Below are 26,320 nucleotides of genomic sequence, written 5' to 3'. Positions count from 1 at the left end.
AGACGGCGAGACAGAGAGCGAGAGATGCGCATGACAGACTTTGAGAAGCACGGTGGTGGCGATCGGGACTTCGAGTTCCGGGTCGGCCCCACCGCCGGGCCGTGGGACACCACCGGCTTCGGAGACCGGCTTTGGCAGGACGTCGGGGGCATCCTGGACGTGGCCCTCGGGCAGGCCCCCGGCGTCACCCAGGAAGACGGCGGCCGCCTTTACGGCTTCCAGAGCGACGATGTGACCGTGAGCTTGTACGTGGGCGAGCCGGATCCTGGTCCTCCCCTCGAATCCGTTCCGGCCATGCTGACCGCCCGGTCCCGGTCCGACACGGTGGAGACCTATCAGCTCGCCGAGCGTCTCTACGATCAACTGGTCGGCTTCGGCACCTACCTGGTCCTTGTGTTCGACGACAATGTCATGCCCGTCGCGGCCAACTTCGACATCGGCGAATGGTGACAGGTGTGCACGTCCGCGTCGAAGACCGGCGGGCGGTATCCGGGCCTCGCGGTTCCAGCGGCACGGTGCCGCTACCCGGGGGGGCACTACCGGCCTACGGCCCACGTCGACCAGGAACTGCAGTCGGCCGTCACCGCTCCAGTCCCGACCCAACTCTCCTCGTACAGCCAACCCACCGTGCAGCACGCCCTGCTCCGCACGGCGGACGAGTTTCGTTCGGCCGCGCGTCCAAGCCCGCCCCCGACTCGGCCGACCTCGCCTACGGCCGAACCGCGACCGCGTCGTCCACCGAGACGGCCTTCCTCGCCGTGGTCAACGAATTCGACGGGGATCCCACCACGCGCTGGACCAGCGCCTATAGCAACGACCAGTGACTCAACGTCGACCTTGGGTTCCGCCCGAAGCATCGACACCGTGAGGCTCGCCTGGGAGGTCGCCTACGGCAAGGAGCACGCCATCCAGGTCTCCGGCGACGGTACGGCCTGGCGCACCGTCGCCCAACGCCGCGGCCCGACCGGCCCGGTCACCGGCGAGCCCGGGCCCGCCTGCGCATCGGCCCAATCCACCCGCCCAAGGCGGGCGCTGTACCGGGACGGCACTCGACGCCACCGGCTACGAAATCCCAACCGGTGGAAGGGGCGCCTTGGTCCCGAGTCCGCGCGGGCGCGGTTCTCTCGGGAGCCGTACACGTGTCGGCGCGGTCGCTCGCGGGGGCGTCGGGCGTGGACCGGTGCCGGACCCCGGGCACGGCCCGCCGGTCGGGGTGTTTACGTTCCTCTTATGCGATTCCCCAGAGTTCTGACCGGCGTGGCCGCGGTGACCCTACTCAGCGCGGGCTGCGGCGCTTCGGAAACCGCCCAGGGCGGCGGCAGCGACGACGCGGCAAAGGCCCTGCCGGTCGCCATCGCCGGCCCTCAGCCGGACGTGTACATGCGTGCGGCGACGCGCTCCGGGTCACCCCGGCCCCCGATCTCGGCGCTCCCTTCGTGAAGAAGGTGGAGCACGCGCTGCGCGAGGACGTGCTCAGCACCGCCAAGGTCGCCGGTAAGACCAGCACCACTCACCCCGCCGGCGTGACGCAGAAGGCCGGTGCGGTCAGCCAGTGCATGGTGACATACGCGGGGGCGAGATCCCCTACGACGTCAAGATCAGCGACAGCTACACCGCGGGCAGCAGCATCATCTCGTACACCAAGGAGCCCAAAAAGGCGCTCCTGGTCGACAAGCTCATCTACCAGATGATCAATGAGAGGTACGGGGCGACACCGGCTTCACATGCCAGCACTGGGGCAAGCACGCCAAAAACGGCAAGCCGGGCTACCGGACTGTGCGGATCAAGATCGACAGCAATAGCTCCAGCTACAACTTCGAGGAAGTCGAGTAACGCCTGCCGGAGCCGGAACCTAGGCAGAGGCCCGTGTCTGTCGACGATAGCTCTGCGTTCGGGAAGCCGGACCCGCCGGCTTCCCGAACCGGGCCTGCAACGGGTCCCCTGTCGGGTGTGTCGAGCCCGGCCGGTTCACGACACCGAGCCTTCTGCATGGTGGACACGTTGTTTGACGCGATAACGATGTAGTCGCCGACCTCGTGGGCGCCGGTGAGCAGGGCGTACGTGGCGGCGAAGCGGGCAGCGCGAGGCATGGTCATCTCCTGGTGAGGGGCCGGCGAGCGCCGACGGGATCAAGGTTGTCCGTGTGTCGCGGCGCGCAGTGTCCAGCGCTGAGCGACTCTGACGCGTAAATAACAGCAGGTCAGGGTGGGTGTGGGCATGGCTGGGTGCCCGGTGGTCGCGGAGGACCGCCGGAAGCGCCGGGAGCCGTACTCGCCGCCTCGGTCGCTGTGGAAGATCACGTCCTTCACGTCACCGCCGCGGGTGGCCGCGGCCATGTTCAAGGACGCCACGACCAGGTCAGCGTCATGGTGTGCGCCCATCGCGTAGCCGAGCAGCCGGCGCGAGAACAGGTCGATGACGGTGACGAGGTAGAGCTTGCCCTCACCGGTGGTGATCTCGGTCATGTCGCCGCACCACACCTGGTCCGGGGCGTCCGCGGTGAAGTCCCGCCGCACGAAGTCCGGGGCCGCCGGCCGTTTGCCGGGCCGGGTCAGCCCGCGCCGTCGGCGCACCTTCCGCCCCGCCAGCCCGAGCTCGGCCATCAGACGGGCGACGGTGTTCACCGAGACCCTCCAGCCGGCGCGGACCAGGAGACGCCAGACCTTCGGGGAACCGTAGGTGCCGCCGGAGTCCTCGAAGATCTGCCGGACCACGTCGGCCATCTGTCCGCGCCGGACCTCACGCACGGTGGCGCTTGTCGCGCCACTTGTAGAACCAGGACTCCGACACCCCGAGAGCTCTGCAGGCCAGCCGGTGCGGGATGCGGTGCCCGGTCCTCTGGTTACCGATGAACACGGCCAGGGCGGCCGGGTCCGTCCCGGTTACTTCTCCGATCTGCACGCTGCAGATCTCGCCCGGCGCCCGCCGCTACTACGACAAGCAACGAGCCCGGGACCTGGACTACAACCCCGCCCTGCGCCAGCTCGGCAACCGCCTCATCGGCACTGACCATGGAGCAGGAGATTGCCGATTCGCTGCAAACCAGGTCGCTGCGCTTCGTGGCCAGCGAGGGAGAGCACTGCAGGGTGCCATCTCCCACTGCTCTCTGATTCGATCTTGAAGAGTGGTGGAAACAGCAGCTCAAAGCCGCTCAGGACCTCGACGCTTGAACTGGTTCATGACGTTCATCTCCAGCAAGAGCTTCATGCCGTTCGTGATCTACCGGGTCCTGCTCGGCATCCTGCTGGTCATCCTGATCGGCAGGGGCGTCCTCAGCCCCCACGCCGGCGAGTCGGCGGGCTAGGGCCCGTCTTCCGCAAAGAACGTGGCGCACGTCACCGCTCCGCGTGAATCGAAGGCCGTTCGGGAACGTTCCCGGGCGGCCTTCGCGTCGTTGTGCTGAAGAGACCTGAAGACGAACAGCAGGGGGTGTCCCATGGGTCGAGTGGTGCTGGAGCGGTTTCCGGCCGGAAGTCCGAGGGGAAGTTGGCCGGCCGAGGAGTACGCGGCGCAGCGGACGCGCGAGGGCGTGCCCGCGGAGGTGGTGATGGATCTGGCCAGCGACGCCTACCTCGTGGTGGTCCGTCCCCGGGAGGCGCGTTCCGGTCACTGACGCGGGGCCGGAAGATCCGGTCCCCGCACGCCCCTTGGCCTCCGCGCCCCGCGCCCGCACACTGACCCGATGACGCAGCGTGTGGACCTTGCGGGCTTGATGGACCGGCTGGCGATCGACGAGCTGGTCACGGGGTACGCCATCGCCGTGGACGACGGCGACTGGGACGCGTACCGCGCCCTGTTCGCCCCGGGCGGGCGGGCCGACTACGCCTCGGCCGGCGGGATCGAGGGCCCCGCCGGGGAGGTCGCGGACTGGCTCGCGGAGACGATGAAGCTGTTCCCGGTGCGCCAGCACCTCATCGTCAACCGGCTGATCCGGATCCCGGACGAGGGCGGTTCCCCCGGTGACACGGCGGAGGTCCGGGCCGACTTCCTCAATCCCATGCGGCTGGCCGGGGAGGAGCCCGACGAGGGCGGCCCCGCCGTCACCGCGCCCAACTTCGTCGCGGCGGGCCGCTACACCTTCGCCGTCACCCGTACCGCCCGGTCCGGCTGGCGGCTCTCGCGGGTGACCGTCCACGAGAAGTGGCGGCACATGTCGTTCTGACGGTTCGACGGGCAGATGGCCGGACGGACGGGTGCCGGACGGACAGGTGCCGGACGTACAGGTGGTTCACCCGGCGGACAACCGGTTCACGGACAGCTGGTTCCACAAGCGGCTGGTTCCACGGGCAGGGCTGTTCCACACTGGAAGCGGAGGCCCAGGGTGCTGACGGTCTCGACGGTCTCGAAGCGGGTCCCGTGGTGGCGTGCGCCGGCAGCGGTCGTCGCGGGGGCCCTGCCCTGCCTCGCCTTCCCGGCCCCCTCGCTGTGGTGGTTCGCCTACGTCGCCCTCGTGCCCTGGATCCTGCTGCTGAGGTCGGCCCCCACCGGCCGGCGCGCGGCCCTGGAGGGCTGGCTCGGCGGCGCCGGCTTCGTCTTCGCCGTCCACCACTGGCTGCTGCCCAGCCTCCACGTGTTCCTCTTCGCCGTGGCGGCGCTCGTGGGCCTGCTCTGGATTCCCTGGGCGCTGCTGGTGCGGGAGCTGCTCGGCGGGCTCCCGGGACCGGGGCGGGCCGCGGCCGCGCTGGTCCTCGTACCGGCGGGCTGGCTGCTGTCGGAGCTGGCCCGGTCCTGGCAGGGGCTGGGCGGTCCGTGGGGGCTGCTCGGTGCCAGTCAGTGGCAGGTGGCGCCCGCGCTGCGGCTGGCTTCGGTGGGCGGGGTCTGGCTGGTCGGCCTGCTGGTCGTGGCGGTGAACTGCGCGCTGGTCCTGCTAGCCACGGCGCCGGGGGCGCGGACGCCCGCGCTGGCCGGGGTGACGGGCTGCGCGGTGCTGGCGGGGGTGGTGTGGCTGTGGGCGCCCCGCCCGGAGGTCTCGGGCGTGCTGCGCGTGGCCCTCGTACAGCCGGGCCCGGTCGAGGACGGCCCGGACGGCGCGGAGCGGCGGTTCGCCCTCGGGGAGCAGCTGACCGGGGCCCTGGCCGGGCAGGGGCCCACGGGGACCTCTGCCGGGCTCCGCCCGGACCTGGTGGTGTGGGGGGAGAGCAGTGTCGGCGAGGACCTGACGGCCCGCCCGGACCTGGCCCGGCGGCTCGCCGCCCTGTCGGCGCGGGTGGGGGCTCCGCTGCTGGTCAACGTGGACGCGCGGGCCGCCGACCGGCCCGGGATCCGCAAATCGGCGGTGCTCGTCGGTCCCGGGGGCCCGACCGGTGACCGGTACGACAAGATGCGCCTGGTCCCCTTCGGGGAGTACGTGCCGGCCCGCGGGCTGCTGGGCTGGGCCACCTCGGTCGGCAAGGCCGCGGCGGAGAACCGCGTTCCGGGCGAGGCGCCGGTCCTGATGGACCTGCCCGGCCGGCCGGGCGTCCGCCTCGGCCCGCTGGTCTGCTTCGAGTCGGCGTTCCCGGACATGAGCCGCCACCTCGTCCGCGAGGGCGCCGCACTGCTCGTCGACCAGTCGTCGACTTCCACCTTCCAGAACAGCTGGGCACCGGCCCAGCACGCCTCGCTGTCCGCGCTGCGCGCCGCCGAGACCGGCCGGCCCGAGGTCCACTCCGCTCTCACCGGCATCAGCGCGGTGCACGGCCCGTCCGGCGAGCGGATCGGGCCGGCGCTGTCCACCTCGGCGAGCACGGCATGGGTGTACGAGGTCCCGCTCGCGCGGGGCACGACCCTGTACGTCCGCTTCGGGGACTGGCCCGTGGGCGCCTCGCTGACCGCCCTGGCCGTCTACGGCGCGGCCGCGGGCGCCCGCTCCGTACGGCCCGGGAAACGCGCCGGGGCGCCCCTGGGAACACCACCGGCGCCGACCGGGTAGCCGACCGTGTCGTGGCCGCTCAGGACGCCTGCTCCAGCGCGGACCTCACCACCCGCTCGCACAGTTCGTGGGTGGCCAGCGCGTCGCGCGCGCTGAGGGTCGTGCCCGTGGAGACGGCCTCCAGGAAGGAGTCGACGACCTGCTCGATGCCGCGCTGGCGGGCCACCGGCACCCAGTCCCCGCGCCGCCGGACCGTGGGCTGGCCCTTGTGGTCGATGACCTCCGCGAGGTTGACGACCTGGCGCTTGGTGTCCTGCCCGGAGACCTCCAGCACCTCCTCCGTGGAACCGGAGAGCCGGTTCATGATGCCGAGCGCGGTGAAGCCCGTACCGGACAGCTGGAGCACCACCTGGCTCATCAGGCCGTCCCGCACCACGGCCCGTACGTCGACCTGGTCGGCCTCGCCGGGCAGCAGGAAGCGCAGGGTGTCGACGACGTGGATGAAGTCGTCCAGGACGAAGGTCCGTACGTCCTCGGGCAGGCCGACCCGGTTCTTCTGCATGACGATGAGGTCGCGCGCGTGGTCGGCGCACTGCGCGTAGCCGGGCGCGTGGCGGCGGTTGAAGCCGACGGCGAGGGAGACCCCGCGCTCCTCGGCCAGCTCGACCAGGCGGCGCGATTCCGCGAGCTCGTAGGCGATCGGCTTGTCGACGTACGTCGGCACGCCCGCTTCCAGCAGCCGTTCCACGATCTCGGGGTGGACGGCGGTCGGGGCGTGCACGAAGGCCGCGTCGAGCTTCTGGGCGAGCAGCGAGTCGAGGTCGGTGTGCAGGCGTTCGGCCGGGACGCGGTGCTGGGCGCCGACCCGTTCGAGGGTGGCCGGGGTCCGGGTCTGCAGGTGCAGTTCGAGCCCCGGGCGGGTGGTCAGGACGGGCAGGTACGCCTTCTGCGCGATGTCGCCGAGTCCGATACAGCCGACCTTCACCGGGACCTCCAGGTTCGTTCCTTGTGGGAGTACGCAGCCTAACCGGTGGTGACCACGGCCGAGTTCGACCAGGATGGCGCCCATGACGATCAGTGACGGATCCCACCGTTCCGAACCCTCCACCACGGCCGACGAGCGCGAGATGCTCGACGGCTGGCTCGACTACCACCGCTCCACCCTGGCCTGGAAGTGCGAGGGCCTGTCCGACGCGCAGCTGCGCACCACCCCGCTGCTGCCGTCCGCACTGAGCCTGCTGGGACTCGTGCGGCACATGGCCGAGGTGGAGCGGTACTGGTTCCGGGAGATCATGCTGGACGAGGAGCTGCCCGAGCTGTACTGCAACGGCGAGAACCCGGACGGGGACTTCCACTTCGCCGACAAGGACACCTGGGCCGAGGCGGAGCGGGTGTGGCAGACCGAAATCGAGCTGGCCCGGCAGGCCGCGGCCGGCCGCTCGCTGGACCTCGCCTCGAAGGCCGAGAGCCACCGCCGGGGCGAGGTGTTCAGCCTGCGCTGGGTCTACAACCACATGATCGAGGAGTACGCGCGCCACAACGGCCACGCGGACCTGCTGCGGGAGCACATCGACGGCGCCACGGGCGAGTAGCCGTCACCCGTGCGGGGTGAATATCGGCTCCGGGTTTTCGCAACACAGTCCTCGCACAGCAGAGTTGTGTGAGTGCATCCAACCCGAACCACGACAAAGCTGCTGCTCGGCGTCGCCTGTGCGGTCTCGGCCGTCTCCGGCTGCGTGAACGTGACCCCGGCTCCCCTGCAGCCCGCGACCGCCCCCGGCACCCCGGGGGCGCCGCCCCGGCACGAGCCCCGCGGCGGGCCGGGGGCCGCGCCGGTGGTCGTCCGGGCACCCGCTCTGGAGGCGCTGGAGGCCGTGGAGGCAAGGCCGGGACACCCGGCCGGGCCGGCCCCCTCCGCTTCCGGCCGGGCCGCCGTCCCGCGGGCCGCGGCCCCTACCGCGCAGGCGGCGCAGGACGGCCGGCCGGGAGCACGCGGAGCCCCGGCGGCCGCAGCGCCGGTTCCGGACATCCCGGAGCCCCGGCGGCCCAGCGGGCACCGCGACCACACCGACGGGCGTCCGGGCGGGCACCCCGGACGGCCCCGTTCCGAGGGCGGCGAGGTGCCGCGCGAGCTGGTGCGGGAGCTGCCGGTGCGGCCCGCCGACGTGTGCGCGCTGGGCCGCCGGCACGGGCGCTGGCATCCGGACAGCCCGGAGGCCCGCATCTGCGCGGGCGTCCAGGGCGGCTGACGGCCCGGCCCTGCTCCTCCTGGTTCCGCTCCCGCTCCCGCTACTGGTTCTGCTCCGGGAACGGTCGGGGCCCCTCCCCCGGTTCCGCCGCCAGGCGGCGCTCCAGGCGGGCGATGGCGGCCCGTACGCCGTTCCCGTACCCGTCGTCGGCCAGGGCACCGGTGGCGGCGCGGGCCCGCGCCAGGTGGATCCGGGCCGCCTCGGGGCGCCGTAGCTTCACGTAGTCGGCGGCCAGGCTCAGGTGCAGCGACGGGTAGAAGACCCGGACGGCCGGGGGCGGACCGGGACCGTCGCCGTCGGCTTCGGCGTGCGCGGCGGCCAGGGCCCTGAGGTCCCAGGCCAGCTCCTCGGCGGGGTCGTCCTGCGCGTCGGCGAGGTAGTGCGCGAGCGTGCAGCGGTGCAGGGAGTCGCCCTCCGTGCCGATCTCGGACCAGATCTCGCCGAGCCGGTTGCGGGCCTCCTCGCGGTCGCCGGCGTGCAGCAGGATGGCCGCTTGGCCGATCCTGGTCATGACGGCGTCCTCAGACGCCTCCTGCTGCTCCGTCAACGCGGCCTCCGGCTTGTTCCTGTCAGACCTGCTCCGGTCTGATCATCAAGACGCTAGCCGGAGGCACCGGCAATGCCGCCTAGGCGCGGTCGGTCATCGGCCCAGGTCCGGGATCCGCCAGTCGATCGGCGCATGGCCCTGGGCGGCGACGGCCTCGTTGATCTGGGTGAACGGCCGGGAGCCGAAGAACTTCTTGGCCGACAGCGGGGAGGGGTGGGCCCCCTTGACGACCGCGTGCCGCTCCTCGTCGATCAGCGGGAGCTTCTTCTGGGCGTACGCCCCCCAGAGGACGAAGACGGCCGGGTCGGGGCGCGCGGCCACCGCGCGGATCACCGCGTCGGTGAACTTCTCCCAGCCCTTGCCCTTGTGCGAGTTGGGCTCCGCCTCGCGGACGGTGAGCACCGCGTTGAGCAGCAGGACGCCCTGCTCGGCCCACGGCATCAAGTACCCGTTGTCCGGGATGGGGGTGTCCAGCTCCGCCTGCATCTCCTTGTAGATGTTGCGCAGCGAGGGCGGGGTCTTCACGCCGGGCTGCACGGAGAAGCACAGCCCGTGGCCCTGGCCCGCACCGTGGTACGGGTCCTGGCCGAGGACCAGCACCTTCACCTGGTCGAACGCGGTGGCCTCCAGGGCCGCGAAGACCTGCTCGCGGGGCGGGTAGACCGGCCCGTTCGCCCGCTCCTTCTCGACGAACTCGGTGAGTTCCTTGAAGTAGGGCTGATCCAGCTCCCCGCCGAGGACGGGGAGCCAGGACTCGGGCAGCATCTGGGTCACGGCGACAACCTCCGGTACACGTTGTTCGAGACTTCACGCCCGCGCAACTGCTTCGCGCGACGGATCAAGAACTTACCGGTGACCACTGACAACGCGGCGCCCGCCCACCCCGCCCGGGTGGGCGGTGCGGGCGGGCGGGGCGGCGTACGGGGCCTGCTACCAGCTGGTCTTGCGGTGCAGCTCCCACAGCTGCATGACGGTCTGCGGGTCGAGCGCCCGCTCCGCGCCGGCGATGTCCTCGCGGGCGGCGACGTACAGCTTGCCCTGCCACAGGGGCAGCAGCCGGACGTCGTCGGCGAAGATCTGCTGGGCCTTCTCGAACTCGTGGACGCCGGCCGACCGGTCGCTCTCGCGGCGGGACTTGGGCAGGATGACGCTCAGGATCTCGTTGGACTCGTACGGGGTGCCGACCGCGTTCTCCTTGCCGACGAACGGCGCGATGAAGTTGTCCGGGTCCGGGAAGTCGGGGAACCAACCGCGGCCGAAGACCGGGTATTCGCCCTTCTTGTAGCCCTCCTGGAAGGCCTTCCAGGGCTGCCCGCGCAGGGTGATCTTGAAGAGCCCGCTCTCGTCGAGCTGGCGCTTGAGCTCGGTGAACTCGTCCGCGGTGGAGGCACCGTAGCGGTCGGTGGTGTACCAGAAGGTCAGGTCGACCGGCGTGGGGATCCCGGCGTCCTTGAGGGTCTTCTTGGCCTTGGCCACGTCCGGCTGGCCGTACTTGTCGTAGAACGGCGTCTTGTGGCCGACGACCCCCTTGGGGACCATCGAGTAGAGCGGCTCGGCGGTGCCCTGGTAGACCTGCGAGACGAGCGCCCCGCGGTCGATGAGCTGCGCGATCGCCTGGCGCACCTGGACCTTGGCGACCTGCGGGTCCTTGGGGTTGAAGATCAGGTAGCGGATCTCGGCGCCGACGTTCTCGACGACCTGGACGCCCTCGTCGTGCGAGGCGGGGGCCTGGAGGTCCTTGACCTCCTCGGCGGAGAGGCCGCGGTAGGTCGCGTCGATCTCCTTGCCCTTGAGGGCCGCGATCATCTTCTTGGAGTCCGCGAAGTAGCGGATCGTGGCCCCGCCGTTGCGGCGGTTGGCGAAGCCGTTGTAGCTCTCGTTGCGGTTCAGGACCGCCTCGCTGCCCTCTTTGTACGACTCGAGGGTGTACGGGCCGGAGCCGGTGACCTTGTCGCCCTCGCGCAGCTTGTCGGCCGGGTACTGCTTCGGCGAGACCAGCGAGGCGGCCGGGGAGCCGAGCACGAAGGGGAAGGTGGCGTCCGGGGTTTTCAGGTGGAAGACCACCGTCTGCGCGTCCGGCGTCTCGATCTTGTCGAGGCTGCCGAAGAGGGCCTTGGGGCCGGAGGGGGCGTCGATGGCCATGATCCGGTCCAGGGAGTGCTTGACGGCCTTGGCGTCCAGCGGCTCGCCGTCGGAGAACTTCAGGCCCTTGCGCACGGTGCAGCGGTACGACTCGTTCCCGGAGTCGGTGAACTCGCAGCTCTGGGCGGCGTCCGGCTGGGGCTTGGTGGCACCCGTGGGGAACGCCAGCAGGGTCTGGTAGACGTTCCGGTAGAGCTCCCAGGAGCCGTCCCAGGCCGCGGCCGGATCGAGGGTCGTGGGTGCGCTCGTCGTTCCGACGACGATCCGCTGTTCGCCATTGCCACCGTCGTCCGAGAACAGGCCGCATCCGGAGAGCAGGGATATGGACGCAACGGCCGCAGTGATCTGCAGGCATCTGGTCCGGTTGAACACGTGCACGCTCCTCGATCAGCCAGGGGTGCGGCAGACCCTACCGCAGAGCATCACGAAACCAATGGGTAGGTTTCATGAGGCACTTGACCGATTACGTGCCCATTCGGTACGCATTTGCCTCCCCTTGAGAGGCAAATGCGTCCGATTATCGGTCAATGCACTCCGGCATTGAGGAACATTCCCCCGTCAACGATCAGAGTTTGTCCCGTGATCCATTCCGCTTGTGCAGATGTAAGAAAAGCGGCGGCCCCTCCGATGTCCTCCGGAACCCCGAGCCGGCCCAGCGGATAGGCCGCGGCCGCCTCCTGTTCCCGGCCCTCGTAGAGCGCCTGCGCGAACTTGGTCTTCACCACCGCGGGCGCGATCGCGTTGACCCGGACCCCCGGCGCCATCTCGTGGGCGAGCTGGAGGGTCAGGTTGACCATGGCCGCCTTGCTCATCCCGTACGCCCCGATGAAGGGCGAGGCGGAGACGCCGGCGATGGAGGCGATGTTGACGATCGCGCCGCCGTTCTCCTTCTGCCAGGCGTGCCAGGTGCGCTGGGCGAAGCCGAGCGCCGAGATCACATTGGTCTCGAAGACCTTGCGGGCCACCCCGAGGTCCAGGTCCGCGATCGGCCCGAAGACCGGATTGGTCCCCGCGTTGTTGATCAGGAAGTCGACGCGGCCGAAGGCCTCCATCGCCCGCTCCACGGCGACGGCCTGGTGGGCCTCGTCGTGCGCCTTGCCCGCGACCCCGATCACCCGGTCCGCACCGAGCTGCTCGACGGCCTCCTTGAGGGCCTCCTCGTTCCGCCCGGTGATGCAGAGCCGGTCGCCGCGCGCCACCAGGGCCTCGGCGATGCCGTAGCCGATGCCCCGGCTCGCCCCGGTGATCAGCGCCACCTTGCCGCTGTCCGTTCCGTCGTACGTCATGACGTGAACCCTGCCTTTCGTCAGCTGAGCGGGCCGCCGGCCACGTACATGACCTGGCCGGAAACGAAGCCGGCGGCCTCGCCGGCGAAGAAGGCAATGGCGTTGGCCACGTCGTCCGGGCGCCCGACGCGCTGCACCGGGATCTGCGTGGCGGCCGCGGCCTGGAAGTCCTCGAAGTCCATCCCGACCCGGGAGGCCGTGTGCGCGGTCATCTCGGTGACGATGAAACCGGGGGCGACGGCGTTCGCGGTGATGCCGAACTTGCCGAGCTCGATGGCCAGCGTCTTGGTGAAGCCCTGCAGACCGGCCTTGGCCGCCGAGTAGTTGGCCTGGCCGCGGTTGCCGAGCGCGGAGCTGCTGGAGAGGCTCACGATCCGGCCGAACTTGGCTGCCACCATGTGCTTCTGACAGGCCTTCGACATCAGGAACGCACCGCGCAGGTGCACGTTCATGACGGTGTCCCAGTCGGTGTCGCTCATCTTGAAGAGCAGGTTGTCGCGCAGCACACCCGCATTGTTGACCAGGATGGTCGGAGCGCCGAGCAGGCTCACCACCCGCTCGACGGCCGCCTCCACCTGGGCGCTGTCGGCGACGTCGCAGCCGATCGCGACGGCCGTGCCGCCGGCCGCCGTGATCGCCTCCACGGTGTCCTTGCAGGCCGCCTCGTCCAGGTCGAGTACGGCGACGGCCCGCCCTTCGGCGGCCAGGCGCAGGGCGGTGGCCGCGCCGATGCCCCGGGCCGCCCCGGTCACGATCGCGACGCGCTGCTCGGTGGTGGACATGCTGGATCTCCTCGCCTCGGAAAGCGGCCCCTCAGGGCTGAGCAACCGCTTAGTAGCTTCAGCTGAGGAGACGCTAGGAGCCCTGGCACTCCGTGTCAACGGGGAGTCGATCGGGCTACCGGACCAGCAGGTCCAGCAGCCGCTCCACCTCCACCTCGGGATCGGCCGTCAGGCCGATGTGCACCGGGCCGGGCTGCACGACGGTGCTCCGGGGTGCGATCAGCCACCGGAACCGCCGCCCCGCGTCGTCACCGGCCGCCTGCCCCGCGAACTCGCCGCCCGTGCACACGCCCTCGACCCCGCGCAACGCGGCCCGTACCCCGGCCACGTCGGCCCCCGGATCCAGCACGAGGAGCTTCGCCTCGTCCAGATGGGTGCGCGCGGCGACGTACGAGCGCGCCCGGCAGTAGACGATCACGCCGGCGTTGAAACACTCCCCGCGCTCCATCCGGGGCACCACACGCACCAGCGCGTACTCGAACACGTCCCGCTTGATCACTCGCTGTCGCTCTTCATCTTCCGGGGACGGGGGTCGAGGCGGTCGGCGAGCCAGCCGGGCGGACCCGACCGGACCTTCGCCTCGGCCTCCATCGTGATCCTCTCGTGGATCGTGGCCGCGCGCGGCAGCAGGGCCTGCACGTAGGCGCGGCGCAGCGCGTCGGTGGAGTCGAAGCCCGGCTCGTCGACCAGCCACTCGTCGGGCACGTCGGCCGCGACCTCGGTGAGCAGCTCCTCGGTGACCAGCGGCGCGAGCGCGGCCGCCGCCGCCGCGATGTCCGGGCCGACCGGGGCCAGTACGTGGTCGGAGGCGTTGTAGGGCTTGGCGGCGGCGCTCTCGGCGGTGGGCCAGTTGTGATGCCAGATCATGGTGGCGCCGTGGTCGATGAGCCAGAGGTCCCCGTGCCAGACCAGCATGTTGGGATTGCGCCAGGACCGGTCGACGTTGTTGATCAGTGCGTCGAACCAGACCACGCGCCCCGCCTCCACCGGGTCCACCTGGTACGCGAGCGGGTCGAAGCCGATCGAGCCGGGGAGGTAGTCCATCCCGAGGTTCAGCCCGCCGCTGGCCTTCAGCAGCTCCTGGACCTCCTGGTCGGGCTCACCGAGCCCGATGACCGGGTCGAGCTGCATCTGCACCAGCCGGGGGACGCGCAGCCCCAGCCGCTGGGCCAGCCGGCCGCAGATGACCTCGGCGACCAGGGTCTTGCGGCCCTGGCCGGCTCCGGTGAACTTCATGACGTACGTGCCGAGATCGTCGGCTTCCACGATTCCCGGGAGCGAGCCGCCCTCACGCAGGGGCGTCACATAGCGGGTCGCGATCACTTCTGTGAGCATTTATCCAGGCTATCCGGCGATCATGGTTCACGATCCATGGTTTTCCCGGGGCCGGTCGTAGCGCGCGAGAGGGTTCACGCGGCGGGCGAGGTCCGCGGCGCCGCACCACAGGGCCCCGGCCCCGGCGGCCGCGAAGAGGGCCGCGTACACGAGGAGCATCAGCCCGATCAGGTCGGTCGGGTAGGGCATCGTGCCCGGACCCCAGGCGGCGAGCACCTCACCGACGAGCGGGATGTTCGCCCGGTCCCCTCTCCACCACACGCCGGACGGGCAGCCGGCCAGGAACGCCCCGCCCCAGAGCCACGCCACCGCCCGTACGACCTGCTCCTGCCGTGCCCGCCTGATCGCCGCCGCATGCACGATCGCCGTGGCCGTGGCCACCGCGTCCGCCGCCTCGTCCTCCATGAGTGCCGCTCCTCTCCGCATCGGGCCCGCGCGTGACCCGCGATCCCCGACTGCCGCGTCCCGGGGGCGGGACCGTCCGGTCATGATCGGGCGAGGAGGCTTGGACCGGTAGACATCGGCACGGGACGGATTCCGGCGGATCCCGGCGGACCCGGCCGACCCCGTGGACCCACCGATCCGGCGGATCACCGACGTCCGTGGCCGCGCGGGCCCGCCGTCGCCGAGGAGGGAACGACGGCCGGCGTCACCGCCCCGCCCCCACCGTCTGCCGCCGCGTCAAGGCCGGGGTCCCGCCCCGGGCCGGCCGCCCGTCCGGGGGAGGTGACGAGCAACCGGCCCAAGGCGTCCGGGAACCACCAGTTGGACCGCCCGAGGAGGGTGACCAGAGCCGGGGTGAGGAGGCCGCGTACGACGGTGGCGTCGATGATGACGCCCGCCGCCAGCGCGGTGGCGAACACCTTCACGTCGGTGATGGGGACGCTGCCCAGCGCGGTGAAGGCCAGGAAGAGGATGAGCGCCGCGGAGGTCACGAGCCGGCCGGTCCGGCCGATGCCCGTCACGACGGAGGGGATCACCGTGTCGCGCACCCCCTCGGCGGCCAGCTCCAGGTGGGATTCGCGGATGCGGTGGAGGATGAACACCTCGTAGTCCATGGACAGCCCGAAGAGGAAGGCGAAGACCGCCATGGGGATCCAGATGGTCACCGCCCCGATCGCCGGGGTGCCGAACAGCGCCTCGCTCCCGTGGCCCTCCTGCCAGACGAGCACGACCACCCCGTACGCCGCGCAGGTCGACAGTGCGTTGAGGACCAGGGCCTTCACCGGCAGGACCACCGAGCGCAGGGTCCGGGCCAGCACGACGAAGGTGAGCAGGGCGACGAAGACGAGGATGAGCCCGAGGGACCCGTAGACCGCGTCGATGAAGTCGACGTCCTGGGCGGGTCCGCCGCCCACGAGCGCGCCGGGGGTCTCCCCCGCCGTGTCCATGACCGCCGTCACCGCGTCCCGGCCGTCGCCGCTCGACGGGTCCGCCGCGGTCCACACCTCGACGATGCGCCGTCCGCCGCGCTGCCAGCCCGCGGGGGCCACGGAGCCCGCGACGCCTTCGAGAGCGCCGAGCCTGCTCTCCATCGCGACACTGCTCGCGCCGTCCACGACGACTTCGAGAGGGCGTGCGATGCCCTCGCCGAAGCCCGCGTCGACGATCCGCTGGAAGGCCGCCGCGGGCTGTCCGCCCTGGGCGAGCGTCACGGTGGCCGGCTGCCCCAGGCGCAGGGCGAGTACGGGCGCGGCCAGGGCCAGCAGCAGCGCGCCGCTGATCACCGCGGTGAGCGCGGGGCGGCGGGTGGTGGCCCCGGCGATCCTGGCCCACATCCTGCTGTCCGGGCGGTGCGCCCGGCGCGGCCGGTCGAGTTGGTCGCCCCACGAGTACAGCAGGACGGGCAGCAGGGTCAGGGCGACCGCGACGCTGACGAGCGGGATCAGCAGACCCGCGTAGCCGACGCTGCGCAGGAAGGGGACGGGCAGGACCACGAGGGCGGCGAGCGAGATCGCCACGGTGGCGCCGCTGAGTGCGACGGCGCGGCCGGCACTGGCCAGGGAGCGTACGACCGCTTCGCGGCGGGCGGCGGGACCGGGGCCGTCGGCTCCGGGCTTCTGCCGTTCCTCCCGCCAGCGGGTGACGACGAGGAGGGCGTAGTCGATGGCGATGCCCAGACCGATGAGGGCCACCAGGAACTGGACGATGAACGAGACGTCGGTGACCCCGGTGATGCCGCGCACCAGCAGGAACGTGGTGGGGATGGCGACCGCGGCCATCAGCAGGGGAACGACGGCCAGGCCGCTGGTGAAGACGAGGCAGAGCACGACGAGGGCCCCCAGGGCTCCGATCAGCGTCTCGTGGATCGGGCTGCGCTGGGCTCCGCTGTCGCGGCCGGACAGGACGGGCTGGCCGGTCAGCTCGACCGGTGCGCCCGCGATCTTCGCCTGCCCGACCGCCTGCCTGATCCCCGGGAGCGACTGCTCGTAGGGGGCGTTGGTGCGGTTCGCCGGCGGGTAGAGCAGCGCGACGGTGGTGCGCCTGTCCCCGGAGATCAGGGAGTCGTCGCCCGTGTTCGCGTAGGACACGCTGCGGCCGCCCTGCGGAGTGACCTTGGCGATCAGGTCGCCCCAGGCCGTACGGACCTCCTCGCTGTCGGCGGTCGTGCCGTCCGGCACGGTCACCACGAGGAGGAGCGGGGCGTTCTTGCCTCCGGTCTGGGAGAAGTGCCGGGCGAGGGTGTCGTTCGCCACCTGGGCCGGCTTGTCCGGGAGGCGGGACTCGAAGGAGAGCCTCTCGATCGTGCTGCCGGACAGGGCGCCCCCGACCAGGGTGAGCACCACCCAGACCAGGACCACGGGCAGCCGATGGGCGAGCACCCATCGCGTCATGCGCTCCACGGCACACCTCCTGTAGCGACGCTATTGTGTAGCCTCGCTACACATGGCGGTCAACGTAGCCGCCTGGCACGGCGTCCGCAACACAAAGCCATTGCCGGGCAGGAGAGTTGGGCGGGGCACGGACCGCGCCGGGGAACGCGAAGAGCCCCTGGCGGGAGCGGCATCCGTCCGTGGATGCCGCCCCCACCAGGGGCTCTGATCGTGGTGTTAAACGGTGTTACGCGGTGTTGCGCGGTGTTGCGCGGTGTTGCGCGGTGTTGCGCGATGCTGCGGAACGCGGACGCTACGGGGAACCGGCTCCCCGCATCACCGAGAGGAAACGCTTCAGGGCCAGCCCGAAGTAGGCGCCGGCCAGCAGGGTCAGGGCCGCCGCGACGGAGACCATCGGCCAGTCCAGGGATTCGGGGTGGCTCAGGCCCCTGTTGAGCATCAGCAGGATCAGCGCACCCAGCACGCAGAGCAGTCCGATGAGAGCCGCGAGCGTCCCGGTCGTGACCCCGCGGTCCCGCCGGGCGTCCGCCGCCTCGATGCCACTGCCCTTGCGGAGCCCGGAGACGGCTCCCGCCAGGGAGAGCACACAGCCGAACGCGACGACCGACAACCCCACCAGCAGCAACGGCGGATGTCGGTACGCCCACGGCCCGGGCGGACCCCCGAGCATGGCGGACGCCCAGGTCGCCGCGAGCAGCGGCAGCGCGCACACGGCGCGCACGGACAAGTGGTTGGCTCTGATCCGCAGCGTGGCGTCGTTGTAGGCCCGTGCCACCTCGGTGGGCGGACCCCACTCCCGGACGGCGCGCTGCGCGGCCTCCTCGGCGTCGGGACAGTGCTCCAGATTGCTCTCGGTCGCACACTCCAGGCCGTCCAGCACCTCATCGAGGATCGCCGACCGCCTGGAAGACGGTCCGACGAGGTGCTCGGCGATGCGGGCGGTGTAGCGCCGCAGTACCGCCGCTTCCGTCACGCCCCGCCTCCGAGCACCACCGAGATGATCGAGGAGACCTCCCGCCATGCCGTGCGCTTGTCGGCCAGGGCGCGGCGGCCGGCCGTGGTGAGGAAGTAGTTGCGGCGGCGGCGGCCGTTGAAGGTCGACCACTCGCTGCCGACCAGCCCCGCGGCCTCCAGCCGGTGCAGGGCCGGATAGACCGTCCCCGTAGGGAGGTTGATCGCGTCCCCGCTGCGCCGCTTGAGCTCTTCGATGACGGCATACCCGTGCTGCTCTCCGGGCTCCAGCACGGCCAGCAGCATGCCTTCCAGGTTGCCTCGCAAGGTCTCTGCCTTCATGTCGCCACACTACACATCGGGGCCGGAACCGGACCCGGCGCTCGCCCCGGCGCCTCCCGCTCGGGCTGCGCCAGCCGGGATCGAGGCCGGGATCGGGGCCTGGATCGGGGCCGGCGCCCGGGTGCCCCTGGCGCCGATCAGGGACAGCAGCGGCCCCGTCATCGCCGTCGTCATCAGGGCCATCACGACCATCAGGGAATACAGCGAGCCGTCCAGCAGCCCGAGTTCCAGACCCACTCCGAGGATCACCAGCTCGGTCAGGCCCCGGGTGTTCATCAGCGCCGCCAGGGTGGCCGAGTCCCTCTTGCCCAGGGACTGCGAGCGCGCGCCCAGGTAGGTGCCGCCGAGCTTCCCGCCGATCGCGACGAGCAGGATGACGCCGAACTCGGCCAGTCCTTCGATCCCCACGCCCCGCAGGTCCACCTTGAGGCCCGCCACCACGAAGTACACGGGGAGCAGCAGGAAGGTGATCTGGCCGGTGCGTTCGAGGATCTGCTCGCGCAGCAGGTCCACGCCCTCGCGGGGCATCAGCGCACCGAACAGGAAGGCGCCGAAGATGTGGTGCATCCCCATAGCCTCGGTGGCCGCCGCGGAGAGGAGCGCCCCGACGATCACGAGGGCCAGGATCGTCTGGGTGAGGGGCTTCTCGGTACCGCCCGGCGCGAACATCCTGCGCAGCAGTGGCCGCAGGGCCAGCAGTACTCCCGCCAACGGGATCAGCAGGGCCACCATCCAGTAGTCCGCGGCGCCGCCGGCCACCGCCTGCACGCCGCCGAGTGCCGACCAGGCCGCCACGTCGACGACCGCCGCCGTGGCCAGCGCGAGACCCCCGATCGCCGTACGGGACAGCTCCCGGCTGACGAGGATCCGGGCAAGGACGGGAAAGGCGGTCACCGATACCGACAGGCCCATGAACACCACGAATGCGGCCCGCTGTTCGGTGGGGTGGTGGCGCAGCACGTAGAAGGCGAGGAGGGCGCCGAGGGCGAACGGCACGAGGGTCGATCCGACGGCCGCTCCGAGGGTTGCCCGGACCCTGCCGCGCAGGAAGCGGTGCTCCAGTTCCAGACCGACGGCGAACATGAACAGCGTGACCCCGACGTTCGCCAGGCCGGCCAGCAGGGGCCGCACGTCGGCCGGGAAGAGGCGGTCCGTGGCCAAGTCGCCCAAGAGGGTGGGCCCGAGGAGGATCCCGGCGAGGATCTCACCCACGACGGGCGGCTGGCCGACGCGGGCGGCCAGAGCGCCCAGCCCGCGGGCGAGCATCAGGATCAGCGCGATGTCCAGCAGGAGCAACTGCACTTGATGGCTGGTCATTGGGGCACGAACCTCGACCTCCCCGTGGGCCGTCACGCGCACAGCGCGCGGATTCCGCTCCCCACGCTACGCACGGCCCACACGCCGCGGCCAACCCCCGACCCTACGCCGCCGCGATTTGCGGAACTCGACAACGGCTCCCGATTTGGCGGGTGTTACGGAGATCAGCCCGCCGGGGCCCACTGGGCCAGGAGGGCTTCGGCCGTGGTGATGGCCGCGACGAGGGAGAGGGAGTTGCGGATCACCTCGGCGGTCCAGGCGGCGGGCACCCCGGCGATGGCGTCGGACGGGACCACGACCTGGTAGCCGAGGTTGACCGCGTCGAAGACGGTGTTCGGGATCGCGATGTTGGAGGAGACCCCGGTGACGACGAGGGTGCGGATGCCGAGATTGCGCAGCAGCGCGTCCAGGTCGGTGCCCGCCATCGGGGAGAGCCCGTGCAGCCGGCGGACCACGAGGTCCTGCTCGGCGACGGTGATGGGCGCGGCGACCTCCACGGCCGGGCTCCCGGTCAGCTGGCGCACGGGCAGCCTCCCGGCGGCCCGGAACAGCCGGGCGTTGCTGTTGGCCCCGAGCCCGTCCGGCCGCCGCTCGGCGACCGCGTGCAGCACCTGCACCCCGGCCCCGCGCGCGGCCTCGACCAGCGCGGCGACCCGGTCCAGCATGCCGGAGTCCCGGGCCTCCTTCGCCAGTTCCGGCAGGGCGCTCTCCTCGCCGACGACGCCGCTCTGGCACTCGACGGTGAGCAGTGCGGTGGTGGCGGGATCGAGATCGGCCATGGCTCCCCCTGGCGTGGCGACGGAAGAGCACGCATGATTCCTGACACATAGTCAGATGTGAAGGGGCGCGGACCATATGGACAGGACACCCGTGGACGGCACACCCGTGGACAGCACACCCGTGGACAGGGCGCAGCGGCGGGGCCGCCGCATCATGATGACCGACGAGGAGACGAACGCCTTCCTGCGCGAGCAGCGCACCTGCCGGGTGGCCACGGTCTCCCCCGACGGGCGCCCGCACGTGGGCGCCCTCTGGTTCGTCTGGGACGGCACCTCCCTGTGGCTGTACTCGATCACCCGCAGCCGCCGCTGGTCCGACCTCCGCAAGGACCCCCGCATCTCGGTGGTCGTGGACGCCGGTGAGGCCTACGACGAACTGCGCGGGGTGGAACTGTCCGGCACGGCCGTCTTCGTGGGCGAGGCCCCGCGTACGGGCGAGCCGTGCGGGGAACTGGCCGAGCCGGAGCGGCTCTTCCCCGTCAAGAACTTCGGCATCACGGAGATGCCGCACGACGGACGGCACGCCTGGATCCGGCTGACACCGGACTCGATCGTGTCCTGGGACTTCCGCAAGATCTAGGCCGAAGCCGAAGCCGAAGCCGTGGCCGCGGCCACCCGCTTCAGGGCCTCGACGGCGGCCCGGATCGACGGCCGGCGGTCGGCGTCCGCCCGCCAGACGACGTACACGTGGCGCCGGACGCTGTCGCGCACCGGCAGCAGCCGGACCCCCGGCGGCACGGGACCGCGCCCCAGCCGGGGGGCCACGCACACGCCCAGTCCGGCCTCCACGAAGGCCAGTTGGGTGTGGTGCTCCTCCGCGATGTGCGTGATCCGGGGCTCGATGCCGGTACCGCGCAGGGTGGAGACGAGCCACTCGTGGCAGAACTGCCCCTCGGTCCAGGAGATCCAGTCGTCCTCGCCGAACTCGGCCAGGGAGATCCCGTCGCACCCGGCCAGCGGATGCCCCGCAGGCACCGCGATGTCCAGGGTGTCGTCCAGGAGGTGGGCCCGCGTGAGCTCGACCGGTACGGGCATCCGCTTGTTGTGCCAGTCGATGGCGAGGGCCATGTCGAGGTCGCCCCGCACCACGGCGGCCATGCTCTCCTCCGGCTCCTGCTCCTTCACCCGGGGCCGCAGTTCGGGGTGCTCGGCACGCAGCTCCGCCAGGACCTGCGGCAGCAGCCCCCGCATGGCGGTCGCGAAGGCGCCGATCCGCAGCTCGCCGACCGCACACCCGCGGCGGGCTTCGACATCGGCCTGGGCGAGCTCGACCTGGGAGATGATCCGGGCGGCGTGCTCGGCGAGGAGCCGGCCGGCATCGGTGAGCCGGACCCCGCGCCCGTTCTTGGCCAGGAGCGGCTGGCCGACCTCCCGTTCCAGTTTCGCCATCTGCTGGGACACGGCGGAGGTGGTGACATGGAGCCCGTCGGCGGCGCCGCTGACGGAGCCGTGGCGGGCGAGGGCATCGAGGGTGCGCAGCCGCTCCAAGTTCAACATGTAAGCAATCCTACGACGTCACCCCCAACAACTTTCGCTTGCCCTACGAGGTTGCACGGGCCAAGGTTGCTGTCATGAGCGCCCCCAGCACCCCGGTCCCGTCCCTGCCCCCGACCGCCACCACCGCGGCCACCTCCACCGCCAATGCCACCGCGGCCACCGCCACCGCCACCGCCACCACGATGGCGCCCGCCACCGCCCGGCTGGACTGGCGCCTGCGCTTCGCGGTCCTCTCGGTGATCTGGGGCTTCAGCTTCCTGCTGATCAAGGTGGGCACGGAGGCGTACGCCCCGTTCCAGGTCGCCCTCGGCCGGGTCTTCTTCGGCGCGCTGGCCCTGCTCACGGTGCTCCTGATCCGCCGCGAGCCGCTTCCCCGGGGCCGGCGCACCTGGGCCCACCTGTCGGTGGCGGCGCTGCTGCTCAACACCGCCCCGTTCTCGCTCTTCGCGTACGCGGAACTGAGCATCCCCTCCAGCCTCGCCGGCATCTGCAACGCCACCTCGCCGCTGTGGGGCATGGCCCTCTCGCTGGTCGCGCTCTCCGAGGACCGCCCGACGCGCCGCCGCTTCGCCGGCCTGGGCCTGGGCTTCATCGGTGTCCTGACCGTCCTCGGCGCGTGGCAGGGCTTCTCGGGCCTCGACGCCAAGGGCACCGCGCTCGCCCTGCTGGCCGCGCTCTGCTACCCGATCGGCTGGATCTACGTACGCCGCACCCTGGCCTCGACCCCGGGCTCCCCGGTCGCCCTGACCGGCGCGCAGCTCCTGGTCTCCACGCTCCAACTGGCGGCGGTCAGCGTCCTGTTCACCTCGGCCCCCACCTCGTTCCCGCTCTGGCCGACCCTGTCGGTGATCGCCCTGGGCGCCCTGGGCACGGGCATGGCCCTGCAGATGCAGTACGGCCTGGTCACGGAGATCGGCCCGACCACCGCGCAGATGGTCACGTACTTCATCCCGGTCATCGCGACGACGGCGGGCGTCCTCCTCCTGGACGAGCAGCTCCACTGGAACACCCCGGTGGGCGCGGCCGTCGTCCTGGCCGGCGCGGCCCTCACCCAGACCCGGCGCCGCTGAGGCCTGCCCTTCGGATCAGGGACGGATCGGGAGGGGGCCCGCCGCCGCGCGGCACCCCGCCGTCAGTCCAGCCGCCCCCCGGCCGCCGGGCGCACGGCCGAGGCCACCGCCTCCGCCAGCCCCGGTACGTCCGCCAGGGACAGCGCCGACATCGTCATCCGCACGGCCGGCCCCGATTCCACCCGGAACCGGGCCCCCGGAGCGACCGCCCAGCCGGCGCCCAGCAGTCGTGTCACCACCGCCGTCTCCTCGGCGACGGGCACCCACACGTTCATCCCGCTCCGCCCCTGGGCGCGCACCCCGCGCCGGGCCAGCGCCGCGACCAGTCCGTCCCGGCGCTCCCCGTAGGACCGCGCGACCGCCGCATGGTCGACCGCTCCGGCGTTCCACAGCTCCACCGCCGTGTACTGCAGCAGCCTGCTCACCCACCCGGGGCCCAGCCGCTGCCGCCCCCGGACCCGGTCGAGGGTGACCCCGTCGCCGGTCAGCACGGCGAGCCGCAGATCGGGGGCGTACGCCTTCGCGGTGGAGCGGATCAGCACCCAGTGACGTGTCACCCCGCCCAGCACGTTCAGCGGCAGGTCCACGATCCCGTGTCCGTGGTCGTCGTCGATGACCAGTACGTCCGGGTGCCCGGCGAGCACGGCCCGCAGTTCCGCGGCCCGCTCCGCGCTCACCACCGCCCCGGTCGGGTTCTGCGCCCGGGCCGTCACGAGCAGCGCCCGGACCCCCTGCGCCAGCGCCCGTTCCACCGCGTCGGGCAGCGGCCCGTCGTCGTCCACGGCCACGGGCACCACCCGTAGCCCCAGCGCCGGGACGAGGTCGAGCACGCTCCCCCACCCCGGGTCCTCGACCGCCACCGCGTCCCCGGGCCGCAGGTGCGCGGCCAGCACCCGTTCGACGCCGTCCAGCGCGCCCGAGGTCACCGCCACCTCCCCGGTCGGCACCCCGTCCGCGTCGAAGGCGGCCCTGGCGAGCCGCGCCAGCTCCGGAACGACCGGGTCCTGGCCGTAGAGCGTCGGCTGCGCGGCGTACCGGCGCGCCGCGCCCGCCAGCGCGGCGTCCAGCGCGGGCAGCAGCCGCACGTCCGGGTTGCCGGAGACGAGGTCGCGCACCCCCGCCGGGACGGCCATCCGCAGCTGGTCGCGCGGGGCGGTCGCCGGGCGGGCCCGCACCCGGCTGCCGCGCCGCCCGTCGGTCTCGATGACCCCGCGTTCGCGCAGCGTGCGGTACGCGGCGGCCACGGTGTTGGGGTTCACCCCCAGCACGCCCGCGAGCTCCCGCATCGGCGGCAACAACGCTCCCGGCGCGAGCGCGCCCGAGGCGACGCCCGCTTCCACACTCGCGGCGATTTCCGATGCGCGCCGCCCGATGATCAGATACTCTCCTAGCACAAAGGCAAGTATGCACTAATACAACGGAGTCCGCACGATGAGCGTCACGCCTGCCCCCGAGACCACCACGGAGACGTCGACGGCAGCGGCCTCGACGGCGCCCTCCAATGCGTCGCCCGCCGGGTACGCGCCCACCGAACGTACCGTCCCGACCCGGTCCCGCGACCGCGCCCGCTACGACCGCGAGACCGTGCACTCGATACTCGACCAGGCCTACCTGTGCCACCTCGGCTTCGTCCGCGACGGCGCCCCGGTGGTCCTGCCGACCCTCTTCGGCCGGGTGGGCGAGGCCCTCTACATCCACGGCTCCACGGGCTCGCGCCCCCTCCTGGCGGCCGGCAAGGCCGACCCGGGGCTGCCGGTCTGCGTGACCGTGACGCACGTCGACGGCCTGGTTCTGGCCCGCTCCGCCTTCCACCACTCGCTCAACTACCGCTCGGTGGTCGTACACGGCACCGCCTACGAGGTGACCGACCCCGAGGAGCGCAGGATCGCCCTCGACGCCCTCGTCGACCAGGTCGTCCCGGGCCGCTCGGCCGACTCGCGGCCGGCGAACGCCAAGGAGCTCGCGGCCACGGCCGTGATCCGCCTCGACCTGAACGAGGTGTCCGCGAAGCTCCGTACGGGCGGGCCGAACGACGACCCCGAGGACCTGGCGCTGCCGTTCTGGACGGGCGTGGTCCCGGTCGCGCCGGCGTACGGGACCCCGGTCCCGGCCGCCGACCTCGCCGCGGGCATCGCCGTCCCGGACTACGTCACCGCGCTCTGACGACCACTTCATCGACAAGGGCGGGCCGGACCTCCGGCCCGCCCTCCGGCGCGTCCGCGGCCCCGGTGTCCACCGGCCGCCGCCACTCGGCGGCGATCAGCGCCCCGACCGCCGTCAGCAGGAGTACGGTGCCCAGCACCACCGGCCCGGTCAGCCGCTCCCCGAGCACCAGAACGGCGATCGCCGCCGCGCCGACGGGCTCGATCAGCATGATCACGGACACCGTCGCGGCCCGCACCGCGGCGGCCCCGCTGAAGTAGAGCGCGTAGGCCAGCGCGGTCGGCACGGTGGCCATGTACGCGAGCAGCCAGAGCACCCGGACGGGCTCCGCGGTGTGCGGCATCAGGCCCTCCACCAGGGCGAACGGCAGCAGGCACACCGTGCCGACCCCGACCGACCAGACGGTGGTGACCAGCGGGTCCCCGCCGGTCCCGCGCCGCCCGAGCAGCCTGGCCCGCAGGGTCATGGCCCCGTAGCCGGCGGCCGACAGCAGCGCCCAGCCGACACCGAGCGGCCGCACCTCGCCGCCGCCGCCGCTGCCGAGGACGAGCACGGCCAGCCCGGCCAGCGCCCCGCCGACCGCGAGGATCCCGCCCCGGCCGAGCCGCTCCCCCATCCAGTACCGGGCCCCGAGCGCGATGAGCACGGGCCCGGATCCGAGGGTGACGACGGTGGCCACGGCGAGGCCGGTCTCGCGCACGGCGGCGAAGTACGCGGACTGGAAGAGGGTGAACATCAGCCCGGTCCCGATCAGCGACCCCACCGAGGCCCGCGCCCGGACGGCGCCCGCCCTGGCGGCACCCGCCCTGGCGGCGCCCCGCGGGCGACGGCGTACGGCGAGTACCCCGAGCAGCACCGCCAGCCCGCCCGCGCACCGCCAGAACGACAGGGCGAGCGGACCGAGGTCACTGGCGAGGTAGAGCAGCGAGGCCGCCGCCCCCGCCGTGCCCCAGGCGGTTCCGGCGATGACGAGGAAGAGCAGACTGCGCCCGGTGGCGGGCATGTGGTCGGACTGGACCGACTGAATCGACTGAATCGACACGAGAGTTCTCCGCGCATGCGTGAAGGATGAAAGGAGCAGGTCATCGCTTCGCGGGCAGCGCGAATCCGCCCGGGTCACGGCCCGGGCCGGGTTCTCCTACGTGGTGGCAGCCGCCCGCGCTAGGCGGCGGGAG

At 72.0% G+C, this 26,320-nt stretch carries 28 protein-coding genes and 2 pseudogenes; 11 read left to right on the top strand and 19 right to left on the bottom strand.

Annotation, left to right across the window (positions count from 1 at the left end):
* Positions 1-30: 30 nt before the first annotated feature.
* Positions 31-450, top strand: a complete 420-nt coding sequence (locus OG276_RS32315) for a hypothetical protein (protein WP_266910724.1) — start codon at positions 31-33, stop codon at positions 448-450.
* A 780-nt stretch (positions 451-1,230) separates the two neighbouring features.
* On the top strand, positions 1,231-1,440 hold the full coding sequence (locus OG276_RS32310; protein WP_266910722.1) for a hypothetical protein: 210 nt from the start codon (positions 1,231-1,233) through the stop codon (positions 1,438-1,440).
* A gap of 689 nt (positions 1,441-2,129) precedes the next feature.
* On the opposite strand, the gene OG276_RS32305 is transcribed toward OG276_RS32310, so the two are convergent.
* Together OG276_RS32305 and OG276_RS32300 are read right to left on the bottom strand one after the other, a co-directional pair.
* Complete coding sequence (locus OG276_RS32305; RefSeq protein WP_266910720.1) at positions 2,130-2,747, bottom strand: IS3 family transposase; 618 nt, start codon at positions 2,745-2,747, stop codon at positions 2,130-2,132.
* Positions 2,740-2,901 carry a hypothetical protein gene (locus tag OG276_RS32300; RefSeq protein WP_266910718.1) on the bottom strand — a complete coding sequence of 54 codons (162 nt, stop codon included), beginning with the start codon at positions 2,899-2,901 and terminating at the stop codon, positions 2,740-2,742. The genes OG276_RS32305 and OG276_RS32300 overlap by 8 nt, the downstream gene beginning before the upstream one ends.
* Positions 2,902-3,166: 265 nt before the next feature.
* Between OG276_RS32300 and OG276_RS32295 the strand changes: the two are divergent.
* The 4 genes and pseudogenes from OG276_RS32295 to lnt form a co-directional block, all read left to right on the top strand.
* A pseudogene (locus OG276_RS32295) lies at positions 3,167-3,304 on the top strand (undecaprenyl-diphosphatase); the annotation flags it as partial.
* A gap of 132 nt (positions 3,305-3,436) precedes the next feature.
* Positions 3,437-3,613 carry a hypothetical protein gene (locus tag OG276_RS32290; RefSeq protein ID WP_266876352.1) on the top strand — a complete coding sequence of 59 codons (177 nt, stop codon included), beginning with the start codon at positions 3,437-3,439 and terminating at the stop codon, positions 3,611-3,613.
* Positions 3,614-3,682: 69 nt separating this feature from the next.
* Positions 3,683-4,162, top strand: coding sequence for a nuclear transport factor 2 family protein (locus tag OG276_RS32285; RefSeq protein WP_266910716.1), 480 nt, complete (start codon positions 3,683-3,685; stop codon positions 4,160-4,162).
* A gap of 159 nt (positions 4,163-4,321) precedes the next feature.
* Positions 4,322-6,007 (top strand): annotated as a pseudogene (gene lnt, locus OG276_RS32280) (apolipoprotein N-acyltransferase).
* Here lnt and OG276_RS32275 read toward each other — a convergent pair.
* The gene (locus OG276_RS32275) at positions 5,931-6,836 is read right to left on the bottom strand and encodes a Gfo/Idh/MocA family protein (protein ID WP_266913296.1); all 906 of its coding nucleotides are present in this window, start codon (positions 6,834-6,836) and stop codon (positions 5,931-5,933) included. The pseudogene lnt and the gene OG276_RS32275 overlap by 77 nt on opposite strands.
* Before the next feature lie 82 nt (positions 6,837-6,918).
* Between OG276_RS32275 and OG276_RS32270 the strand changes: the two genes are divergently transcribed.
* Together OG276_RS32270 and OG276_RS32265 are read left to right on the top strand one after the other, a co-directional pair.
* Positions 6,919-7,443 carry a DinB family protein gene (locus OG276_RS32270; RefSeq protein WP_266910714.1) on the top strand — a complete coding sequence of 175 codons (525 nt, stop codon included), beginning with the start codon at positions 6,919-6,921 and terminating at the stop codon, positions 7,441-7,443.
* Between the two features lie 72 nt (positions 7,444-7,515).
* Positions 7,516-8,100 carry a hypothetical protein gene (locus OG276_RS32265; RefSeq protein WP_266910713.1) on the top strand — a complete coding sequence of 195 codons (585 nt, stop codon included), beginning with the start codon at positions 7,516-7,518 and terminating at the stop codon, positions 8,098-8,100.
* Between the two features lie 40 nt (positions 8,101-8,140).
* On the opposite strand, the gene OG276_RS32260 is transcribed toward OG276_RS32265, so the two are convergent.
* The 13 genes from OG276_RS32260 to OG276_RS32200 form a co-directional block, all read right to left on the bottom strand.
* A complete protein-coding gene (locus OG276_RS32260) occupies positions 8,141-8,647 on the bottom strand; it encodes a hypothetical protein (protein WP_266910711.1) in 507 nt (168 codons plus the stop codon).
* A 93-nt stretch (positions 8,648-8,740) separates the two neighbouring features.
* A complete protein-coding gene (locus tag OG276_RS32255; protein WP_266913294.1) occupies positions 8,741-9,412 on the bottom strand; it encodes a uracil-DNA glycosylase in 672 nt (223 codons plus the stop codon).
* A gap of 165 nt (positions 9,413-9,577) precedes the next feature.
* Positions 9,578-11,161, bottom strand: a complete 1,584-nt coding sequence (locus tag OG276_RS32250; RefSeq protein WP_266910709.1) for an ABC transporter substrate-binding protein — start codon at positions 11,159-11,161, stop codon at positions 9,578-9,580.
* Positions 11,162-11,313: 152 nt separating this feature from the next.
* Complete coding sequence (locus OG276_RS32245) at positions 11,314-12,075, bottom strand: SDR family oxidoreductase (RefSeq protein WP_266910707.1); 762 nt, start codon at positions 12,073-12,075, stop codon at positions 11,314-11,316.
* A 20-nt stretch (positions 12,076-12,095) separates the two neighbouring features.
* Positions 12,096-12,857 (bottom strand): 3-oxoacyl-ACP reductase FabG, encoded by a 762-nt coding sequence (fabG, locus tag OG276_RS32240; RefSeq protein WP_266910705.1) that lies wholly within the window; start codon positions 12,855-12,857, stop codon positions 12,096-12,098.
* Between the two features lie 115 nt (positions 12,858-12,972).
* Positions 12,973-13,356, bottom strand: a complete 384-nt coding sequence (locus tag OG276_RS32235) for a DUF3037 domain-containing protein (RefSeq protein ID WP_266910703.1) — start codon at positions 13,354-13,356, stop codon at positions 12,973-12,975.
* A complete protein-coding gene (locus OG276_RS32230; protein WP_266910701.1) occupies positions 13,353-14,192 on the bottom strand; it encodes a HipA family kinase in 840 nt (279 codons plus the stop codon). The genes OG276_RS32235 and OG276_RS32230 overlap by 4 nt, the downstream gene beginning before the upstream one ends.
* Positions 14,193-14,219: 27 nt before the next feature.
* Entirely contained in the window at positions 14,220-14,597 is a 378-nt protein-coding gene (locus OG276_RS32225) for a hypothetical protein (protein WP_266910699.1), read from the bottom strand.
* Between the two features lie 185 nt (positions 14,598-14,782).
* Entirely contained in the window at positions 14,783-17,026 is a 2,244-nt protein-coding gene (locus OG276_RS32220) for an MMPL family transporter (RefSeq protein WP_266913292.1), read from the bottom strand.
* A gap of 292 nt (positions 17,027-17,318) precedes the next feature.
* Positions 17,319-17,999, bottom strand: coding sequence for a hypothetical protein (locus tag OG276_RS32215; RefSeq protein WP_266910697.1), 681 nt, complete (start codon positions 17,997-17,999; stop codon positions 17,319-17,321).
* Positions 17,996-18,319, bottom strand: a complete 324-nt coding sequence (locus tag OG276_RS32210) for a PadR family transcriptional regulator (RefSeq protein ID WP_266910695.1) — start codon at positions 18,317-18,319, stop codon at positions 17,996-17,998. The genes OG276_RS32215 and OG276_RS32210 overlap by 4 nt, the downstream gene beginning before the upstream one ends.
* Positions 18,320-18,328: 9 nt before the next feature.
* Positions 18,329-19,636, bottom strand: coding sequence for a cation:proton antiporter (locus OG276_RS32205; protein WP_266910693.1), 1,308 nt, complete (start codon positions 19,634-19,636; stop codon positions 18,329-18,331).
* Between the two features lie 164 nt (positions 19,637-19,800).
* Positions 19,801-20,415: a cysteine hydrolase gene (locus tag OG276_RS32200; protein WP_266910691.1), complete on the bottom strand. Its 615-nt coding sequence runs from the start codon at positions 20,413-20,415 to the stop codon at positions 19,801-19,803.
* 121 nt (positions 20,416-20,536) lie between these two features.
* Here OG276_RS32200 and OG276_RS32195 point away from each other — a divergent pair, with 121 nt between their 5' ends.
* Positions 20,537-20,995, top strand: coding sequence for a pyridoxamine 5'-phosphate oxidase family protein (locus tag OG276_RS32195; RefSeq protein ID WP_266913290.1), 459 nt, complete (start codon positions 20,537-20,539; stop codon positions 20,993-20,995).
* Here OG276_RS32195 and OG276_RS32190 read toward each other — a convergent pair.
* Positions 20,992-21,912: a LysR family transcriptional regulator gene (locus OG276_RS32190; RefSeq protein WP_266910689.1), complete on the bottom strand. Its 921-nt coding sequence runs from the start codon at positions 21,910-21,912 to the stop codon at positions 20,992-20,994. The two genes, OG276_RS32195 and OG276_RS32190, sit on opposite strands and share 4 nt — an antisense overlap.
* Positions 21,913-21,986: 74 nt before the next feature.
* On the opposite strand from OG276_RS32190, the gene OG276_RS32185 reads away from it, so the two are divergent.
* On the top strand, positions 21,987-22,982 hold the full coding sequence (locus OG276_RS32185; RefSeq protein WP_266910687.1) for a DMT family transporter: 996 nt from the start codon (positions 21,987-21,989) through the stop codon (positions 22,980-22,982).
* Positions 22,983-23,044: 62 nt separating this feature from the next.
* On the opposite strand, the gene OG276_RS32180 is transcribed toward OG276_RS32185, so the two are convergent.
* Entirely contained in the window at positions 23,045-24,376 is a 1,332-nt protein-coding gene (locus OG276_RS32180; RefSeq protein ID WP_266910685.1) for an aminotransferase class I/II-fold pyridoxal phosphate-dependent enzyme, read from the bottom strand.
* Positions 24,377-24,413: 37 nt separating this feature from the next.
* Between OG276_RS32180 and OG276_RS32175 the strand changes: the two genes are divergently transcribed.
* Positions 24,414-25,145, top strand: a complete 732-nt coding sequence (locus OG276_RS32175; protein ID WP_266910683.1) for a pyridoxamine 5'-phosphate oxidase family protein — start codon at positions 24,414-24,416, stop codon at positions 25,143-25,145.
* On the opposite strand, the gene OG276_RS32170 is transcribed toward OG276_RS32175, so the two are convergent.
* A complete protein-coding gene (locus tag OG276_RS32170; protein ID WP_266913288.1) occupies positions 25,132-26,148 on the bottom strand; it encodes a DMT family transporter in 1,017 nt (338 codons plus the stop codon). The genes OG276_RS32175 and OG276_RS32170 overlap by 14 nt on opposite strands.
* Between the last annotated feature and the right edge of the window lie 172 nt (positions 26,149-26,320).

This window comes from Streptomyces sp. NBC_00086 (assembly GCF_026343255.1).
Lineage (GTDB): Bacteria > Actinomycetota > Actinomycetes > Streptomycetales > Streptomycetaceae > Streptomyces.
Note: the sequence above shows the minus strand (reverse complement) of the source record. Positions and strands in the feature narration are given on the sequence as shown.